This is a genomic window from Citrobacter sp. RHBSTW-00599 (genome assembly GCF_013784065.1).
Lineage (GTDB): Bacteria > Pseudomonadota > Gammaproteobacteria > Enterobacterales > Enterobacteriaceae > Citrobacter > Citrobacter braakii.
Window position 1 is genome coordinate 4,639,047 of record NZ_CP056717.1, and the last position, 20,091, is coordinate 4,659,137.

The 20,091-nt window shown below is 49.7% G+C and carries 11 protein-coding genes, 3 rRNA genes and 1 pseudogene; 9 read left to right on the forward strand and 6 right to left on the reverse strand.

The window, feature by feature from the left end:
• Positions 1 to 9: 9 nt before the first annotated feature.
• The 3 genes and pseudogenes from HV243_RS22545 to HV243_RS25620 form a co-directional block, all read left to right on the forward strand.
• Entirely contained in the window at positions 10 to 1,653 is a 1,644-nt protein-coding gene (locus HV243_RS22545) for a hypothetical protein (protein ID WP_158083364.1), read from the forward strand.
• Positions 1,640 to 2,287, forward strand: coding sequence for a hypothetical protein (locus tag HV243_RS22550; protein WP_158083363.1), 648 nt, complete (start codon positions 1,640 to 1,642; stop codon positions 2,285 to 2,287). The genes HV243_RS22545 and HV243_RS22550 overlap by 14 nt, the downstream gene beginning before the upstream one ends.
• Before the next feature lie 596 nt (positions 2,288 to 2,883).
• A pseudogene (locus HV243_RS25620) lies at positions 2,884 to 2,979 on the forward strand (GNAT family N-acetyltransferase); the annotation flags it as partial.
• Between the two features lie 166 nt (positions 2,980 to 3,145).
• On the opposite strand, the gene rrf reads toward HV243_RS25620, so the two are convergent.
• The 3 genes from rrf to HV243_RS22565 form a co-directional block, all read right to left on the reverse strand.
• Positions 3,146 to 3,261, reverse strand: a 5S ribosomal RNA gene (rrf, locus tag HV243_RS22555).
• A 96-nt stretch (positions 3,262 to 3,357) separates the two neighbouring features.
• A 23S ribosomal RNA gene (locus HV243_RS22560) occupies positions 3,358 to 6,264 on the reverse strand.
• 234 nt (positions 6,265 to 6,498) lie between these two features.
• Positions 6,499 to 8,040: ribosomal RNA gene (locus tag HV243_RS22565) — 16S ribosomal RNA — on the reverse strand.
• Together the 16S, 23S and 5S rRNA genes form the textbook arrangement of a ribosomal RNA operon.
• Before the next feature lie 597 nt (positions 8,041 to 8,637).
• On the opposite strand from HV243_RS22565, the gene HV243_RS22570 reads away from it, so the two are divergent.
• The 5 genes from HV243_RS22570 to HV243_RS22590 all read left to right on the forward strand — a co-directional run bounded on the left by HV243_RS22570 (position 8,638) and on the right by HV243_RS22590 (position 15,553).
• On the forward strand, positions 8,638 to 10,269 hold the full coding sequence (locus HV243_RS22570; protein ID WP_016155492.1) for a sensor histidine kinase: 1,632 nt from the start codon (positions 8,638 to 8,640) through the stop codon (positions 10,267 to 10,269).
• Positions 10,266 to 10,985, forward strand: coding sequence for a two-component system response regulator DcuR (gene dcuR, locus HV243_RS22575; RefSeq protein ID WP_016155419.1), 720 nt, complete (start codon positions 10,266 to 10,268; stop codon positions 10,983 to 10,985). Before HV243_RS22570 ends, dcuR begins: the two co-directional genes overlap by 4 nt.
• Positions 10,986 to 11,704: 719 nt before the next feature.
• Positions 11,705 to 13,045, forward strand: coding sequence for an anaerobic C4-dicarboxylate transporter DcuB (dcuB, locus tag HV243_RS22580; protein WP_003031873.1), 1,341 nt, complete (start codon positions 11,705 to 11,707; stop codon positions 13,043 to 13,045).
• 96 nt (positions 13,046 to 13,141) lie between these two features.
• Complete coding sequence (gene fumA / locus HV243_RS22585) at positions 13,142 to 14,788, forward strand: class I fumarate hydratase FumA (protein WP_016155418.1); 1,647 nt, start codon at positions 13,142 to 13,144, stop codon at positions 14,786 to 14,788.
• 147 nt (positions 14,789 to 14,935) lie between these two features.
• Positions 14,936 to 15,553 (forward strand): DUF2238 domain-containing protein, encoded by a 618-nt coding sequence (locus HV243_RS22590; RefSeq protein WP_016155491.1) that lies wholly within the window; start codon positions 14,936 to 14,938, stop codon positions 15,551 to 15,553.
• A gap of 26 nt (positions 15,554 to 15,579) precedes the next feature.
• Here HV243_RS22590 and HV243_RS22595 read toward each other — a convergent pair whose 3' ends face one another.
• From HV243_RS22595 to melA, 3 genes are all read right to left on the reverse strand, one after another.
• Positions 15,580 to 15,834, reverse strand: a complete 255-nt coding sequence (locus HV243_RS22595; protein WP_016155416.1) for a SemiSWEET transporter — start codon at positions 15,832 to 15,834, stop codon at positions 15,580 to 15,582.
• 2 nt (positions 15,835 to 15,836) lie between these two features.
• Complete coding sequence (gene melB / locus HV243_RS22600; RefSeq protein WP_053389820.1) at positions 15,837 to 17,267, reverse strand: melibiose:sodium transporter MelB; 1,431 nt, start codon at positions 17,265 to 17,267, stop codon at positions 15,837 to 15,839.
• A 92-nt stretch (positions 17,268 to 17,359) separates the two neighbouring features.
• Positions 17,360 to 18,715 (reverse strand): alpha-galactosidase, encoded by a 1,356-nt coding sequence (melA, locus tag HV243_RS22605; protein ID WP_049259806.1) that lies wholly within the window; start codon positions 18,713 to 18,715, stop codon positions 17,360 to 17,362.
• A gap of 269 nt (positions 18,716 to 18,984) precedes the next feature.
• On the opposite strand from melA, the gene melR reads away from it, so the two are divergent.
• Positions 18,985 to 19,917 (forward strand): transcriptional regulator MelR, encoded by a 933-nt coding sequence (gene melR / locus HV243_RS22610; protein WP_016155413.1) that lies wholly within the window; start codon positions 18,985 to 18,987, stop codon positions 19,915 to 19,917.
• Positions 19,918 to 20,091 lie beyond the last annotated feature (174 nt).

A 20,091-nucleotide genomic window follows, 5' to 3' on the forward strand; every position in this document is an offset into this window, starting at 1 on the left:
GAATCATAAATGAAATTACAAACGCATTTTTTCTCTGAAAAGGGAAGCTTAATGCCGCTATGGGCTATTGGTGGCATGATGGTGATGATCTCAATATTCTGGGTAGAAAACACTTCATTTTCTATCCTGGATAAACTAAGAAATATCCATATTACCAGCGCTGTCGCTCGGACTTCCCTGATCGATCATGGTCGTTCGCAGACAGCGCTTAATGAGATTGTCAGCGCATCGGGTACAAGCCCCTTTAAGTATACGCAGAAGTTCAAGTATGCTTCCGTAGAGGATATGGAGGAGTTGAAAGATAATGATCGGCTGCAGGAAATTATTTCAGCAAGAACAAATACTTCGCAAACCACCACTGTCCCCTTTGAAACATTGAATGATTCGCTGCACTTAAGCAAACATCTCAATATTACTTCTCTGGATAATACGGTTAAGGTCCTTCATCCTTTAAATATACATCTGGCCGTTGAAAGTACTCCTGAAAATAAACCGAATATGAGCCGCGTTAGTCAGCCCCTTTATAATGCCATAAAACGGTTAACGGGTGATGCTGCGGATACCAGGGTCAATATTATTCCCTATTCTTATCGCGTCAATAATGCCGGTAGATGTTATACGGGAATTAACCGTGGTGACGACTTTAGTTTTGTCTGGTGGGAGAACGCTTTTAGGGAGGAAGATCTTCTGACATCCTATAAGTCGCAACTTACCTCTGCAAAAAATAACTTTTCCAGTACCAATAGTTCTATCGTTACTCTGGACAGAAAGTTAGCCGATCTTAAGAAAGAACAGGCTAAGTATAAACCGGGCACCGAAGAGTATGCTGAGTTGCAAAAGCAAATTGATTCAGTTAATAACCAGTTGACTTCGCTTACCAATAGCCTGCCGCAGCTTGAGGCTAGCATTGATAATGCTCAGGAAAAGGTAGATAAACAAACCAAGGTTGTTGAAGACCTCCAGGCAAGTGAAAACTATATAAAATTCCTGCCGTTGGCGCAGCACTATGCAAAGCGCTACCAGAATTATCGCTATTTCGAAGATTACACAGATGAGGTAGCAAATCAGGGTGATTTTTCCATGCCCGAAGAGAACTATTCTCAGTCTGCGTCGAAAATCACGTTATCGCCAACGGTTCACTATGCACTTTCTGTCTCCAGAAATAATTATTTTGGCGACACGAATACCTGCCCATCGACTGTGGTTAGCAGCAATATGTCCTCACCGGAAAGCGTTAAATCCGCGCTTAACTCAATAGACTATTCCGGGAAAGATCTGTTGGCGCTGGAAGGGTTGCTTTGGGCCGGAAGAAGTTTTTTTTCGGGGAGTTCAAGCCTTACCCGCAATGTGGTGATTATGTTTATCTCAGGGAAAGATGATTCCATCGATCCAGAAACCTTAGCTGGCGTTCAGGAAGCTTGTACAACCATTAAGAATACCTTCTCTTCAGGAAAGGTAAGTAAACTCGTGGTGGTGGCACCGGATGCGGATGCTGCTGATAACTATGTGGCTTTGCAATGCGCCACGAGCTGGAATAACGATACCGGCTTTATTTTTCTTGATAATTATGTCGATGATTTCGACAAAGAAATCGAAACGCGTTTTATACATTATTTTTCCCAGGAGTCGACGACCCGTAATGTCAATGGTTAAATATTATTTCATCTGCTTCTCGTTTATATCGGGTATATCCTTTGCAAAGCCGATGGAGGGAATGACGACTTTTAACTGTGAAAACCGCAGTGTGACTCATTCCAACTCTCTAATAAAAAACAAAAAAAATGACGCCTTGAATTATGATGGTACAACGCGCACCGTCATTTCCCAGGAGGCTATTGCGCGAGCGAAGAAAACACGTTTGTTTTTGGATCATCTTGATAAACTCTGTTCGCCCCGTCTTGCGGGCGAGCAAAGTAACTATATGGAAATCCTTCAAAACCAGCTGAAAGTGAGTCCGCAGCTGATTGGCAGCGTGTACTTTTCTCCTGCTAGCGCGCATGCGAATCGAAACCGGCAAGACCTCAGCAATATACGTAATGCCATTGCGCAATATTCGGCTGAGGATTATATACTGTTGATTGTCGGTAGTACGGATGCTACAGGGGAAGATTCTTTTAATGACTGGCTGTCTTTAAGGCGAGCACAGTACCTTGCTCATCAAGTAGTGGCAAAGAATTTTGATACCTTTCTTATTCCCTTGGGCAAAAAGGGAGCAACCGATGAGCGTCTAGAGAGCAATCCACGCTTCAGACGTGCTGACCTTTATTTGCTGAAAAAAGGTATTTAACTTCATACTTAATGCAAGTATCGTCTGACAAAACTGTAGTGGTCAAGTAGTATTGGCCACGGTTTACAGTAAAAATGGTATCTGTTCTCTGATTCTTCTGGGGGCAGCCCATCACTATAATGGTGAGGTCGGAATCGCCAGGAATCAGATCAGATATTGCTGGGGATGTAATTACTTTGCTTGCTCTGGATGAGGTTCTTTCATCTAATTCAACATAGATGTCAGACCTACGAAGCTACACTGTAATAAGCCATCCATGCTCAATGGTAGATATCTGGTAGCTCCGAAACGCCTCATTTGAACCTCATTTAAGGCTTGTAGCGCCCAACTGAAACATTTTACTTAAGGTAAACCAGTAAAGGGCTGTCAGTTCTACTAGATCGTTTGGTATTTTTTTAAGGGATTGAAAATCCCCGTGTCCTTGGTTCGATTCCGAGTCCGGGCACCACTATTCTAAAGAACCCGCCCTAGAGGCGGGTTTTTGCTTTTATAGTTTCTGATACTTTCCAACCGATCATCTCTCAATATCTTTACTGCTCTACCCCTCACAAAATCCATACGTAAGATTAGTCGTGCCTTTTAACAAGCTGACATCTGGCTTCTATAAGAAGATGGGGTTTAACGTGACGGGACGTACAGAAGTGGACGATCTCGAGCGACAGTACCTGTTACTCAACCCCGTGCACGGATAGCAGGCAATGTGCTGCCGGGAGAGCCTGGTGTGCTGCGCTTCTCAGGCCTGAACACCGGTTACAACATGATGGGCTGGATAAAATGGTACGCCGCATCCGGCAGTTCTCACTCCCTGCAGACGCAAAAAAGCCCATCCGGCAGGATGGGCTTCTTCACTTGTTTGATGCCTGGCAGTTCCCTACTCTCGCATGGGGAGACCCCACACTACCATCGGCGCTACGGCGTTTCACTTCTGAGTTCGGCATGGGGTCAGGTGGGACCACCGCGCTACAGCCGCCAGGCAAATTCTGTTTATCAACACGCTTTTCGCATGTCGATGTAATCTGTAATCAAGCTGAATTTCGATGTCTCTTTCGCCAAAACATCTTCGGCGTTGTAAGGTTAAGCCTCACGGTTCATTAGTATCGGTTAGCTCAACGTATCGCTACGCTTACACACCCGACCTATCAACGTCGTCGTCTTCAACGTTCCTTCAGGACCCTTAAAGGGTCAGGGAGAACTCATCTCGGGGCAAGTTTCGTGCTTAGATGCTTTCAGCACTTATCTCTTCCGCATTTAGCTACCGGGCAATGCCATTGGCATGACAACCCGAACACCAGTGATGCGTCCACTCCGGTCCTCTCGTACTAGGAGCAGCCCCCCTCAATTCTCCAGCGCCCACGGCAGATAGGGACCGAACTGTCTCACGACGTTCTAAACCCAGCTCGCGTACCACTTTAAATGGCGAACAGCCATACCCTTGGGACCTACTTCAGCCCCAGGATGTGATGAGCCGACATCGAGGTGCCAAACACCGCCGTCGATATGAACTCTTGGGCGGTATCAGCCTGTTATCCCCGGAGTACCTTTTATCCGTTGAGCGATGGCCCTTCCATTCAGAACCACCGGATCACTAAGACCTGCTTTCGCACCTGCTCGAGCCGTCACTCTCGCAGTCAAGCTAGCTTATGCCTTTGCACTAACCTCCTGATGTCCGACCAGGATTAGCTAACCTTCGTGCTCCTCCGTTACTCTTTAGGAGGAGACCGCCCCAGTCAAACTACCCACCAGACACTGTCCGCAACCCGGATCACGGGTCTACGTTAGAACACCAGCCATTAAAGGGTGGTATTTCAAGGTTGGCTCCATGCAGACTGGCGTCCACACTTCAAAGCCTCCCACCTATCCTACACATCAAGGACCAGTGTTCAGTGTCAAGCTATAGTAAAGGTTCACGGGGTCTTTCCGTCTTGCCGCGGGTACACTGCATCTTCACAGCGAGTTCAATTTCACTGAGTCTCGGGTGGAGACAGCCTGGCCATCATTACGCCATTCGTGCAGGTCGGAACTTACCCGACAAGGAATTTCGCTACCTTAGGACCGTTATAGTTACGGCCGCCGTTTACCGGGGCTTCGATCAAGAGCTTCTCCTTACGGATAACCCCATCAATTAACCTTCCGGCACCGGGCAGGCGTCACACCGTATACGTCCACTTTCGTGTTTGCACAGTGCTGTGTTTTTAATAAACAGTTGCAGCCAGCTGGTATCTTCGACTGATTTCAGCTCCATGAGTAAATCACTTCACCTACATATCAGCGTGCCTTCTCCCGAAGTTACGGCACCATTTTGCCTAGTTCCTTCACCCGAGTTCTCTCAAGCGCCTTGGTATTCTCTACCTGACCACCTGTGTCGGTTTGGGGTACGATTTTGTGTTACCTGATGCTTAGAGGCTTTTCCTGGAAGCAGGGCATTTGTTACTTCAGCACCGTAGTGCCTCGTCATCACACCTCAGCGTTAACAAGACTCCGGATTTACCTGGAATCTCCGCCTACATGCTTAAACCGGGACAACCGTCGCCCGGCTAACATAGCCTTCTCCGTCCCCCCCTCGCAGTAACACCAAGTACAGGAATATTAACCTGTTTCCCATCGACTACGCCTTTCGGCCTCGCCTTAGGGGTCGACTCACCCTGCCCCGATTAACGTTGGACAGGAACCCTTGGTCTTCCGGCGTGCGGGTTTTTCACCCGCATTATCGTTACTTATGTCAGCATTCGCACTTCTGATACCTCCAGCATGCCTCACAGCACACCTTCAACGGCTTACAGAACGCTCCCCTACCCAACAACACATAGTGTCGCTGCCGCAGCTTCGGTGCATGGTTTAGCCCCGTTACATCTTCCGCGCAGGCCGACTCGACCAGTGAGCTATTACGCTTTCTTTAAATGATGGCTGCTTCTAAGCCAACATCCTGGCTGTCTGTGCCTTCCCACATCGTTTCCCACTTAACCATGACTTTGGGACCTTAGCTGGCGGTCTGGGTTGTTTCCCTCTTCACGACGGACGTTAGCACCCGCCGTGTGTCTCCCGTGATAACATTCTTCGGTATTCGCAGTTTGCATCGGGTTGGTAAGTCGGGATGACCCCCTAGCCGAAACAGTGCTCTACCCCCGAAGATGAGTTCACGAGGCGCTACCTAAATAGCTTTCGGGGAGAACCAGCTATCTCCCGGTTTGATTGGCCTTTCACCCCCAGCCACAAGTCATCCGCTAATTTTTCAACATTAGTCGGTTCGGTCCTCCAGTTAGTGTTACCCAACCTTCAACCTGCCCATGGCTAGATCACCGGGTTTCGGGTCTATACCCTGCAACTTAACGCCCAGTTAAGACTCGGTTTCCCTTCGGCTCCCCTATTCGGTTAACCTTGCTACAGAATATAAGTCGCTGACCCATTATACAAAAGGTACGCAGTCACCCCATAAAGAGGCTCCCACTGCTTGTACGTACACGGTTTCAGGTTCTTTTTCACTCCCCTCGCCGGGGTTCTTTTCGCCTTTCCCTCACGGTACTGGTTCACTATCGGTCAGTCAGGAGTATTTAGCCTTGGAGGATGGTCCCCCCATATTCAGACAGGATACCACGTGTCCCGCCCTACTCTTCGAGTTCACAACACATGCACTTTTGTGTACGGGGCTATCACCCTGTATCGCCGGACTTTCCAGACCGTTCCACTACCACACATGCTGATTCAGACTCTGGGCTGCTCCCCGTTCGCTCGCCGCTACTGGGGGAATCTCGGTTGATTTCTTTTCCTCGGGGTACTTAGATGTTTCAGTTCCCCCGGTTCGCTTCATTACGCTATGTATTCACGTAATGATAGTGTGACGAATCACACTGGGTTTCCCCATTCGGAAATCGCCGGTTATAACGGTTCATATCACCTTACCGACGCTTATCGCAGATTAGCACGTCCTTCATCGCCTCTGACTGCCAGGGCATCCACCGTGTACGCTTAGTCGCTTAACCTCACAACCCGAAGATGTTTCGTAAAACATTTCAGTGTTGCGAAAATTTGAGAGACTCGGACACACCGCTTTTCATTTCTTGTTTACGGAGAAATGAAACAGTGTGTCGTTTCAATTTTCAGCTTGATCCAGATTTTTAAAGAGCAAAACTTCTTAATGCACTCGAAAGTACATTCAGAAGTTCATCATTCATCAGACAATCTGTGTGAGCACTACAAAGAACGTTTCTTTAAGGTAAGGAGGTGATCCAACCGCAGGTTCCCCTACGGTTACCTTGTTACGACTTCACCCCAGTCATGAATCACAAAGTGGTAAGCGCCCTCCCGAAGGTTAAGCTACCTACTTCTTTTGCAACCCACTCCCATGGTGTGACGGGCGGTGTGTACAAGGCCCGGGAACGTATTCACCGTGGCATTCTGATCCACGATTACTAGCGATTCCGACTTCATGGAGTCGAGTTGCAGACTCCAATCCGGACTACGACATACTTTATGAGGTCCGCTTGCTCTCGCGAGGTCGCTTCTCTTTGTATATGCCATTGTAGCACGTGTGTAGCCCTACTCGTAAGGGCCATGATGACTTGACGTCATCCCCACCTTCCTCCAGTTTATCACTGGCAGTCTCCTTTGAGTTCCCGGCCGGACCGCTGGCAACAAAGGATAAGGGTTGCGCTCGTTGCGGGACTTAACCCAACATTTCACAACACGAGCTGACGACAGCCATGCAGCACCTGTCTCACGGTTCCCGAAGGCACCAAGGCATCTCTGCCAAGTTCCGTGGATGTCAAGAGTAGGTAAGGTTCTTCGCGTTGCATCGAATTAAACCACATGCTCCACCGCTTGTGCGGGCCCCCGTCAATTCATTTGAGTTTTAACCTTGCGGCCGTACTCCCCAGGCGGTCGACTTAACGCGTTAGCTCCGGAAGCCACGCCTCAAGGGCACAACCTCCAAGTCGACATCGTTTACGGCGTGGACTACCAGGGTATCTAATCCTGTTTGCTCCCCACGCTTTCGCACCTGAGCGTCAGTCTTTGTCCAGGGGGCCGCCTTCGCCACCGGTATTCCTCCAGATCTCTACGCATTTCACCGCTACACCTGGAATTCTACCCCCCTCTACAAGACTCTAGCCTGCCAGTTTCGGATGCAGTTCCCAGGTTGAGCCCGGGGATTTCACATCCGACTTGACAGACCGCCTGCGTGCGCTTTACGCCCAGTAATTCCGATTAACGCTTGCACCCTCCGTATTACCGCGGCTGCTGGCACGGAGTTAGCCGGTGCTTCTTCTGCGAGTAACGTCAATTGCTGCGGTTATTAACCACAACACCTTCCTCCTCGCTGAAAGTACTTTACAACCCGAAGGCCTTCTTCATACACGCGGCATGGCTGCATCAGGCTTGCGCCCATTGTGCAATATTCCCCACTGCTGCCTCCCGTAGGAGTCTGGACCGTGTCTCAGTTCCAGTGTGGCTGGTCATCCTCTCAGACCAGCTAGGGATCGTCGCCTAGGTGAGCCGTTACCCCACCTACTAGCTAATCCCATCTGGGCACATCCGATGGCAAGAGGCCCGAAGGTCCCCCTCTTTGGTCTTGCGACGTTATGCGGTATTAGCTACCGTTTCCAGTAGTTATCCCCCTCCATCGGGCAGTTTCCCAGACATTACTCACCCGTCCGCCACTCGTCACCCAAGGAGCAAGCTCCTCTGTGCTACCGTTCGACTTGCATGTGTTAGGCCTGCCGCCAGCGTTCAATCTGAGCCATGATCAAACTCTTCAATTTAAGTTTGATGCTCGTGAATTAAACTTCGTAATGAATTACGTGTTCACTCAGAGACTTGGTATTCATTTTTCGTCTTGCGACGTTAAGAATCCGTATCTTCGAGTGCCCACACAGATTGTCTGATAAATTGTTAAAGAGCAGGTGCGACGCGCTTTAGCGCTCTGTCGCGAGGTGGCGTATATTACGCTTTCCTCTTTCAGAGTCAACCCTCATTTTCAGGTTTTTCTCTTCAACCGAACCGGCTGTTTGTGTGAAGTGATTCACATCCGCCGTGTCGATGGAGGCGCATTATAGGGAGTTTCCTGCGGCCCGCAACCCTTAAATTGCAGAAAAATGACTGACCGCTGCATTCCACAGCAAAACCCCGCCTTATACCCATTTACACACAGAGTTATCCACAATCGTAAGCAAAATAGTGGTCAGCCTCCCTGAAAGAAGTGAAAGCAGATAAGGAAATCTCTATATAAAAAGAGACTCGCTCTACGCTATATATAGAAGAAAAGCACAGGCAGCCCATGCCCCATCATCCCTACCACCTTTGAATTACGCATCCCATCAGGCGATAATACCCATACAAACCGTGATTCCAGGACCGTGATGAGACACTCTCTGCAACGTACTGCTATACGCAAACGCCCGATGAAGCTCGGCACTACCGTGATCCTCATGGTCAGTGCGGTACTCTTCTCCGTGCTGCTTGTCGTTCATCTGATTTATTTCTCGCAAATCAGCAACATGACGCGCGATGCATTAGCGGGTAAAGCGCTTGCGGTCGCACGAACGCTGGCAAACTCCCCGGAGATCCGCCAGGGGCTAATGAAAAAGCCCGAGGAAAGCGGTATTCAGGCGATTGCCCAGGCGGTGAATAAGAGCAACGATTTTTTGTTCATCGTCGTCACCGATATGCAAAGCATTCGTTACTCCCATCCCGAAGCGCAGCGAATCGGTCAGCCGTTTAAAGGCGATGACATTTTGCTGGCCCTGCAAGGGAAAGAGAATGTCGCCATTAATCGCGGATTTCTGGCGCAAGCCCTGCGCGTATTTACCCCTATTTATGACGAGCATCACCGGCAGATAGGCGTCGTGTCGATCGGCCTTGAGCTAAGCAGGGTGACTGAGCAGATCAATAACAGCCGTGGCAGCATCTTTTGGTCCATCTTATTTGGCGTGCTGGTTGGGCTGCTCGGCACATGGGTATTTGTCAAAGTCCTCAAGCGTATTCTGTTTGGTCTGGAGCCTTATGAAATCTCCAATCTGTTCGAACAACGCCAGGCGATGCTGCACTCTATAAAGGAAGGCGTCATTGCCGTTGACGAGTGCGGTGAAGTGACGCTGATAAACCAGGCGGCACAAGAGTTGCTGGATTACCACAAATCGCAAGACGATGCCCAGCTCTCCACGCTCAGCCACGCATGGTCAAAAGTGGTCGATTTTTCACAGGTACTGCATGACGGAACGCCGCGTCGCGATGAAGAGATCATGGTGAAGGATCGGCTACTCTTAATTAACACGGTGCCGGTACTCAGCAACGGTAAAATCATCGGGGCCATTTCAACATTCAGAGATAAGACTGAAGTCCGAAAACTAATGCAACGACTGGACGGCATGGTCAACTATGCCGACGCACTTCGTGAACGATCCCACGAATTCATGAATAAATTGCACGTGATTCTGGGATTATTGCATCTGAAAAGTTATAAGCAGCTTGAAAATTACATCCTGAAGACCGCGAACAGTTATCAGGAAGAGATTGGCTCACTGTTAGGAAAAATAAAATCCCCGGTGATCGCAGGATTTTTACTCAGTAAGATTAATCGCACATCTGATTTAGGCCATAGCCTGGTGATCAGCAATGAAAGCCAGTTGCCGGAAAACAGCAACGAAGATCAGGTGGCTGTGCTGATTACCGTTCTGGGGAATTTGATTGAAAACGCCCTGGAGGCGCTAGGTCAAGAACCTGGTGGCGAGATCAGCGTATCCTTGCATTATCGACACGGCTGGTTGCATTGCGAAGTGAATGACGATGGTCCGGGGATTGCCCCCGAACACATTGAGCACATCTTTGAGAAGGGCGTTTCGTCAAAAGGAACCGAACGGGGCGTTGGTTTAGCGCTTGTTAAACAACAGGTTGAAAACGTTGGCGGCAATATTTCCGTCGAGTCAGAACCTGGGATCTTCACCCAATTTTTTGTACAGTTACCGTGGAATGGTGAGAGGGCCAGCAGATGATCAATGTCTTAATTGTCGATGACGATGCAATGGTAGCGGAATTAAACCGCCGTTATGTCGCGCAACTCTCCGGTTTTCATTGCTGCGGCACAGCCTCCACGCTGGAGAAAGCAAAAGAGATAATCTTTCATAGCGGTAATCATATCGATTTGATTTTGCTTGATATTTATATGCAAAAAGAAAACGGTCTGGATCTGTTGCCTGTATTGCACAGCGAAGGTTGCAAGTGTGATGTTATTGTCATCTCTTCCGCCGCTGACGCGACCACCATCAAAGACTCTCTCCACTATGGTGTCGTTGACTACCTGATCAAACCGTTCCAGGCGTCCCGTTTTGAAGAGGCGCTGACCGGCTGGCTACAAAAGAAAACCGAGATGGAAAAGCATCAGTACTATGAACAGTCTGAGCTTGACCAGTTGATTCACGGCAGCTCCTCCAATGAACAGGAAGCGCGGCGCTTACCTAAAGGATTAACGCCACAAACGTTACGCACGCTGTGCCAGTGGATTGATGAGCATCAGGATCAGGAATTCTCCACCGATGAACTGGCCAACGAGGTCAATATCTCGCGCGTTTCTTGCCGTAAATATCTTATCTGGCTCGTCAATTGTCACATCCTATTTACCAGCATCCATTATGGCGTAACCGGTAGACCGGTTTATCGTTACCGCGTTCAGGCTGAACATTACTCATTACTAAAACAATATTGCCAATAAAAACAATTTGGGATTATTTGTTATTTGAAAGTAACAATTATTAAAATAATGAAAAATCCCTACTTTTCTGAATCATGCTGCAGAATTATAAATTTGCGTTAGATCAAATATATTTGTATCCGGCATGTTAAATGTATTATTTTAATATTGATTAACGTCACACTGTTTTTAATTTCAAAATCGCTAACAAAAGTTAATTAAGTATTATCTAGCTCGCAGAGTGTGTATTTTTACCCATAAAGGATTAGTCTGAAATTAACCAGACATACAAAATCTAGACTGGTAGCAATGGAGACCATGCTACGTACCATGGACACCGTACATTTTTGTGAGCAAATAAAAGTATCCGCACGCCAACCTCATCACATTATGAAATGGCGTGAGTGTGATCACACAAATAACCTACTCACCCATTCTGTCGGTGGTTCACGTAATAGCGGAAAACGCAAAACAGATAAATTACAGCGTCAACCGCAGCTCTCCATGTCCAGCTCTGCTTCCCATCGCCTGAGGATTCTCTCCTCTGATCAAAGCCACAGAAAAAAGCTAAATATCGCCATAACGTTAAAAAAAACATTCTAGCAAGACATTTGAACATTAATCGCAAATACGGACATATCGAATACTGACCATTTTTTGATGCCTATTTCGGCAAAAAAGAATGTGGCACAGATCCATTTTTCAAAAAATTGACTGGTTTTTTCGCGAGGGTAAATAAAATGTTATTTAGTATACAACTTCTTATAATATTAATATGTTTGTTTTATGGTGCCAGAAAGGGCGGTATCGCGCTGGGTTTATTAGGCGGTATCGGCCTGGTCATTCTGGTTTTCGTTTTCCATCTCCAGCCGGGTAAACCACCTGTAGATGTAATGCTGGTTATTATTGCCGTGGTGGCCGCATCGGCAACCTTGCAAGCCTCCGGCGGCCTTGACGTTATGCTGCAAATCGCTGAAAAGCTGCTGCGCCGTAACCCAAAATACGTTTCCATCGTCGCCCCGTTCGTTACCTGCACCCTGACGATTCTCTGCGGTACAGGCCACGTGGTATACACCATCCTGCCAATCATTTATGACGTTGCCATTAAGAACAATATTCGCCCGGAACGTCCGATGGCGGCGAGTTCTATCGGTGCGCAGATGGGGATTATCGCCAGCCCGGTGTCCGTGGCCGTTGTATCACTGGTCGCAATGCTGGGTAACGTAACGTTTGAAGGCAAGCATCTTGAATTCCTCGACCTGCTTAGCATCACTATCCCGTCTACCCTGTTGGGTATCCTGGCGATCGGTATCTTCAGTTGGTTCCGCGGTAAAGATCTGGATAAAGATGAAGAGTTCCAGAAGTTTATTTCCGTTCCTGAAAACCACAACTACGTTTATGGCGATACCGCCACACTGTTAGACAAAAAGCTGCCGAAAAGCAACTGGCTGGCCATGTGGATCTTCCTTGCCGCTATCGCCGTTGTTGCCGTGCTCGGCGCGTTCTCTGAGCTGCGCCCTACCTTCAGCGGCAAACCGCTGTCAATGGTACTGGTTATCCAGATGTTCATGCTGCTGACCGGTGCGCTGATTATTATCCTGACGAAGACCAATCCCGCTTCAATATCTAAAAACGAAGTCTTCCGTTCCGGTATGATCGCGATTGTGGCGGTGTACGGTATTGCCTGGATGGCCGAAACAATGTTCGGCGCGCACATGACGGAAATCGAAGGTGTGCTGGGCAATATGGTGAAAGAGTATCCGTGGGCCTATGCAATTGTTCTGCTGTTGGTTTCCAAATTTGTAAACTCCCAGGCTGCGGCGCTGGCGGCGATTGTTCCGGTCGCACTGGCAATTGGGGTTGATCCAGCGTACATCGTTGCTTCCGCTCCGGCATGTTACGGTTACTACATTCTGCCGACTTACCCGAGCGATCTGGCGGCTATTCAGTTTGACCGTTCCGGCACCACCCACATTGGCCGTTTCGTTATCAACCACAGCTTCATTCTACCTGGGTTGATCGGCGTGAGCGTATCCTGTGTCTTTGGTTGGATCTTCGCTGCAATGTACGGTTTCCTGTAATTACAGTGCGCGTGCCGTCCGCTTTGGAACGGCACGCCACCGTCAAGACACAGAGAATTTTAAAATTCCTGAGAAAAATGAAAAGGCTGGAAGCAAATGTCAAAAGTTGAATTCACTTATCAGGCAGCTTTCCCACTGGGGGAAGACAAAACTGAGTACTACCTGCTGACCTCCGATCACGTCAGCGTCGGCGAGTTTGAAGGCGAAACAATCCTGAAAGTAGCCCCTGAAGCACTTACGCTACTGGCCCAACAAGCCTTCCACGATGCCTCCTTCATGCTCCGCCCTGAACACCAACAGCAAGTCGCCTCAATTCTCCATGATCCCGAAGCCAGCGAAAACGATAAATACGTAGCGCTGCAGTTCCTGAGAAACTCCGAAATCGCTGCTAAAGGCGTATTGCCAACCTGCCAGGACACCGGTACGGCAATTATCATGGGTAAAAAAGGTCAGCGCGTCTGGACCGGTGGCGGCGACGAAGCGGCACTCTCCAAGGGCGTATTTAATACCTATATTGAAGATAACCTGCGCTACTCGCAAAACGCGGCGCTGGATATGTACAAAGAAGTGAATACCGGCACCAACCTGCCCGCACAAATCGACCTGTACAGCGTGGATGGTGACGAATACAAATTCCTGTGCGTGGCCAAAGGCGGCGGTTCAGCGAACAAAACCTATCTGTATCAGGAAACCAAAGCGCTGCTGACGCCCGGCAAACTGAAAAACTTCCTGGTAGAGAAAATGCGCACGCTGGGTACCGCAGCATGCCCGCCGTACCACATTGCATTCGTCATTGGCGGCACGTCAGCGGAAAGCACCCTGAAAACGGTGAAGCTGGCCAGCACACACTACTATGACGCACTGCCGACTGAAGGTAATGCGCACGGCCAGGCGTTCCGCGATCTGCAACTGGAACAGGAACTGCTGGAAGAAGCGCAGAAACTCGGCCTCGGCGCCCAGTTTGGCGGGAAATACTTCGCGCACGATATCCGCGTGATCCGCCTGCCTCGCCACGGCGCATCCTGCCCGGTTGGTATGGGTGTGTCTTGCTCCGCAGACCGTAACATCAAGGCCAAGATTAACCGCGAAGGGATCTGGATCGAAAAACTGGAACATAACCCAGCCCAGTACATTCCGGAGTCGCTGCGCCAGGCAGGCGAAGGTGAAGTGGTTAAAGTTGACCTTAACCGCCCAATGAAAGAGATCCTCGCTCAGCTCTCTCAGTATCCGGTTTCTACCCGTCTGTCGCTGAGCGGCACCATCATTGTCGGTCGCGATATTGCCCACGCGAAGCTAAAAGAACGTATTGAGTCCGGCGAAGGTCTGCCGCAGTACGTGAAAGATCACCCTATCTACTACGCGGGCCCGGCCAAAACACCTGCGGGTTATCCGTCCGGCTCTTTAGGACCAACCACTGCGGGTCGTATGGACTCCTATGTTGACCTGCTACAGTCTCACGGCGGCAGCATGATCATGCTGGCAAAAGGTAACCGTAGCCAGCAGGTGACAGATGCCTGCCATAAACACGGCGGCTTCTATTTAGGTAGCATTGGTGGCCCGGCTGCGGTACTTGCGCAGCAGAGTATTAAACATCTGGAATGCGTGGAATACCCTGAGCTGGGTATGGAAGCTATCTGGAAAATTGAAGTCGAAGATTTCCCGGCTTTCATTCTGGTCGATGACAAAGGCAACGATTTCTTCCAGCAAATCGTCAGCAAACAATGCGCTAACTGCGCGAAGTAACCCATTCGGCCCGGCACTGGACTGACAACAGATTTTTGGCGTCAGTCCAGTGATCCCCCCGGGCCAACTTTATCCCCCCATTTACTGGCGTTGAATTTTTGCCGCTCACAGGGAATAGTAACCTTTTCCATTACTTGTGAATTCGCCATGCTCCGCACACTGAACTCCACAATCTTGCACTCTGGCGCGCTGCTCCTGGCGCTAATACTTATCTACACCGGTGTCTCTGCCACGGAGAAAATCACCTGGCTGATGGAAGTTACTCCGGTCATTATTGTCGTCCCACTGTTGCTGGCGACCGTGAAGCGCTACCCGCTGACGCCATTGCTCTACACGCTCATTTTCTTGCACGCCATCATTCTGATGGTCGGCGGTATGTATACCTACGCTAAAGTCCCTGTCGGTTTTCAGGTTCAGGAGTGGCTGGATCTCAGTCGTAACCCCTATGACAAGCTGGGTCACTTCTTCCAGGGTCTGGTGCCCGCCCTGACGGCAAGAGAGATTTTAGTGCGCGGTAATATAGTTCGTGGCCGCAAAATGCTGGCATTTTTGGTCTGCTGCGTGGCGCTGGCGATTAGCGCGATGTATGAGCTGATCGAATGGTGGGCGGCGCTGGCGATGGGTCAGGGAGCGGATGATTTTCTCGGGACGCAGGGCGACCCGTGGGATACCCAGTCGGATATGTTCTGCGCCCTGCTCGGTGCGCTAACCACGGTGCTCGTGTTGGCGGGCTGGCACAACAGACAGTTAAAAACTGCCGGATAGCGCTGACGCTTATCCGGCAATCAGCCCTACCCATTGCGAGACTTAATAACCAGAATCGGCAAGGCGAACAGGAGTGTCAGAAAGTTCGCCATGCTGACGGCAGTATCTTCAATCAATAATCCATAAATCAGCCACAACACCAGCCCACACACAAACATTACATACATTAAACCGGAGATACCCTGCGTGTTGCGGGTGGTAATGACCTTAATCGCTTGCGGTAAGAATGAGAGCGTCGTCAGGCTAGCCGCCAAATACCCAATCCACGAATGCCATTCCATAGCTACGCCTTCACATCACCTGGGGTGACTATCGCAATAGCCGGGATATCCGGTTGCTCATGGTGCTGCGGCACCTTACGGTACTTATCCAACAAATGAATCTGGACCCTGCGCAGCGTGTCGCCGTTCAGTCGGTAAAAGCGGAAGTAAAGGACTAAGGTCACCACAAAAAAGAGTGCTGGTAGCGCGATCATAATGAATTGCATACCAACAATGGTTTCTGCAGACTGCGCGACATTCGGCGCGTAATTAATCACCCCAAGTATCACTGCGATAAAGAAAGCGGCAAACGCAGACCCTCCTTTTACCACCATCGTCTGCACTGAATAAGCGATACTTTCACAACGTACATTCAGTTTGTATTCACCGTAATCAACAGTATCCGCCACCATAATGACCTGCAACACCCAGAAAAGCGCTGAACCAATATTCAGTAAAATACCAGCAATAACAATGAGTAAGATGTTATGAAAACCGGCTAACGCCATCACCAGCAAAACGATACAGCTGAGCACCGGCAGCACGGATGCCCCAGCCCACAGGATCCGTCGTGACAACGCTTTTACCAATCGAGGAAAGAAAATCAGCGTCAGCAGGTTTGCCGCTCCTGCGTAAGACATGTAGTACGGGAAGAGGCTTGCATCGCCAATCACATAAGTAAAATAGTAAATGGCAAAGCCTGCAATGATATTGGCGGCAATATTGTAAGCCAGCGCCATGCCTAGCAGGCAGGATAACTGGTCGTTTTTATAGATGAGCCCAACGATCGCTTTCAGCCCAAGACGACTGCTGTCCGCCGTTGCCTCACTATCTGACGAATAAACCTCATGCACATTACGCAGCGTAACAACGGTAGAAACGATAAAGAATGCAATCAGCACCAGCGTAAACATCTGGAAACCAAAGCCGCGATCGGCCCCGCCAACATAGCTCACAAAGGGTAGCGTTACCCCCGCGGTGACAAACCCAGCCAGGCTTGCGAAGAAACGAGGGAACGGCACCAGTTGTTCACGCTCGCGTTTATCCAGCGTAATAGTTGGCACCAGCGACCAGAATGGAATATCCATAATGGTGTAGGTCATTCCCCATAATATATACGTCACGCAGACAAATACGACTTGCGCAGTGCCCTCAAACAAATGTGCGCTAAAAAGCAAAAACAGCACCAATGAGTTCGCCAGCGTACCGAGTAAGATCCAGGGTTTAAATTTTCCCCACCGCGACCGGGTGGCGTTCACAATCCAGCCCATGATGGGATCGTTTACCGCATCCCAGACCCTTGCCGCCAGGAACAACGTTCCGACCAGCCCCACCGATAATCCCACCACGTCGGTGTAGTAATACATCAGGTACATGTACACAATACCGATGGCGAAATCCTTACCAAACGCTCCAAATCCGTAACTGAGTTTTGTTTTCAGAGAGATGCTCATAGGGTATCGGGTCGCCGTTACCAGCGCCCGCCTTCTGTTAGAGGAAACGTCAGAGGTTAAACGCCGGATGCTCTGCCCGGCGTAATGGTGTGTTAACGGTGTAACCAGGCCGGCAGCCAGTCGCCATGAGACGCGATCAGGTCGTCCACCAGCGCATAAATCTCCTCAATCCCCAATACCGCGGCGGTATGCGGATCCATCATCGCCGCGTGATAAACGCGATCGCGATTTTCCGTCAGAATGGCTTCCGTTAGCAGGGTCTGAACATTGATATTGGTTTGCATCATGGCCGCTAAATGTGACGGGAGAGTACCCACCTTCGTTGGCTGGATACCATTCGCATCGACCAGGCAAGCCACCTCCACGCAACAGCCTTGCGGCAGGTTATCGATCAGATGGTCATTGCGAACGTTGCCATACACCACGCTCGGTTCACCGGTCCAGATAGCGTTCATGATAGTGCTGGCATATTCACGTGACGGTTTAATCTCGATCCGCGCCGCCGTTTTGTACTCTTCCAGCTCTTTGTTCCAGTTTGCCAGCTGTTCCACACAGCGTTTTGGATACTCATCCAGTGGAACCTTATAGCGCTCAATCAGATCCTCACGCCCTGGTTTGATAAACCACGGCGTATATTCCGCGAAATGCTCCGACGACTCAGTGACGAAATAGCCCAGCTTTTTGAACATTTCATAACGCACAATGTTCTGACAACGGGTATTACCGTGAAGATTCGGTTTCGGCGCCTGACCAGATTCATAGGCCGCCAGCAGCTCCGGATAGAGATTCACATAAGCACCGTCAGCCGTTTTACGCTCAAGTTCCAGATAAAACGCCATATGGTTGATCCCGGCGCAGCGATAGCGCAAAGAGGCCGGGTCGATGTTCAAATCGCGGGCCAGCTCCTCCGCTGTCCCTTGCACCGAGTGACACAATCCAACCTGCTTAATATGCGGATAGCGCGCATACATTGCCCAGGTGTTCATCGCCATCGGGTTAACGTAGTTAAGCATGGTGGCCTGCGGGCAGACTTCGGTCATATCCTCACAAATCTGCCATAAATGCGGGATAGTGCGCAGCGCGCGCATAATGCCGCCAGGCCCCAACGTATCGGCAATCGTCTGCTCCAGACCATGACGTTTACACACCGCAAAATCGGTAACGGTACAAGGTTCATAGCCACCAATCTGGAAAGCGACCACCACAAAATCAGCATCCTGCAATGCCGCTTTTTGATCGGTATAGCAGGTGATACGCCCGGACGCGCCCGCTGAGTCCATCAACTTACGCACCACAATGTGTGACTCTTCCAGCCGAGTAGGATTGACGTCCATCAAGGCGATATGCGCAGATTTCAGCGCATCGCGATGAAAGACGTCCCCGAGGATATTTTTGACGAAAATCGTGGAACCGGCGCCGATAAAGGTAATTTTGGGTGCAGACATCATGACTCTCCAGAACATTAGTGAACACAGTCATGGTGGCACAGCGCATTGATGAAAACTTCCGACTTCCCTGGCGAGCATTCCCATAAACTCAGATCGCCTCTTTGTCCCATACTGGATCTGAGTTTATGGGACAAAATTGCACAAAAAGCAGAGTATGCGGCCCCAAAATCTCACTATGCTCAATGATATCGGTCCGATTTGTGTCCTGATTCTCAGCCTTAATGCGCAGCAAATGACATGATTCTGATAATTCAGGAAATGGAGCAACCATGAGTACATTACCGACATCGCCTCTTCCCCCCGATCCGCACATGTGCAGCAGCGATGAAGAGCAAACCCGCAGCCCATTGTCGCTGTACTCAGAATATCAACGGATGGATATTGAGCTGCGCTCACCGCATGCTATGCCTGCCAGCCACTGGCATGGGCAGGTGGAGATTAATGTGCCGTTTGATGGCGATGTTGAGTACCTCATCAACAACGAAGTGGTGCAGATAAAACAGGGACACATTACGCTTTTCTGGGCCTGTACGCCGCATCAGCTCACGCGTCCCGGCAGCTGCCAAAGCATGGCTATCTTCAATTTACCGATGCACCTTTTCCTTTCCTGGCCGCTGGATCGCGAACTGATCAACCACGTTACCCATGGCATGGTCATCAAATCGCTGGCGTCGCAGCAGCTAAGCACCTTTGAAGTTCAGCGCTGGCAACAGGAGCTGAGCAACCCGAACGAGCAAATTCGCCAGCTCGCCATTGATGAAATTGGTCTGATGCTCAAGCGGTTTAGCCTTTCCGGCTGGCAGCCAATCCTGGTCAATAAAACTTCGCGGACGCACAAAAACAGCGTTTCGCGGCACGCCCAGTTTTACGTAAGCCAGATGCTGAGTTTTATTGCCGATAACTACGATCAGGTGCTCACTATCAACGACGTCGCGGAACACGTGAAGCTCAACGCCAACTACGCGATGGGGATTTTCCAGCGCGTGATGCAACTCACCATGAAGCAGTACATCACCGCAATGCGGATCAATCACGTCCGCGCATTGCTTAGCGATACCGATAAAACCATTCTTGACGTCGCGTTGACCGCCGGATTCCGATCCAGCAGCCGTTTTTATGACACCTTCAGCAAGTTTGTCGGCATGTCGCCGCAGCAGTACCGCAAACTGAGCCAGCAGCGCCGGCAAACAATGGCTGGCTGAGCAGCCAGAAACCACCGGCGTTACCCCGGCCTACGATCCCTATCGTTCGCCGATATCAGTATCAGCCAAAAAAATATTCCCCCTGTCGATAAACAGCGGTGAAAAATCGCCAATAAGCAAAGATAACTATTTGTTTAAAAACAAATTAAACAAAAATCAGACTATTTATCACCC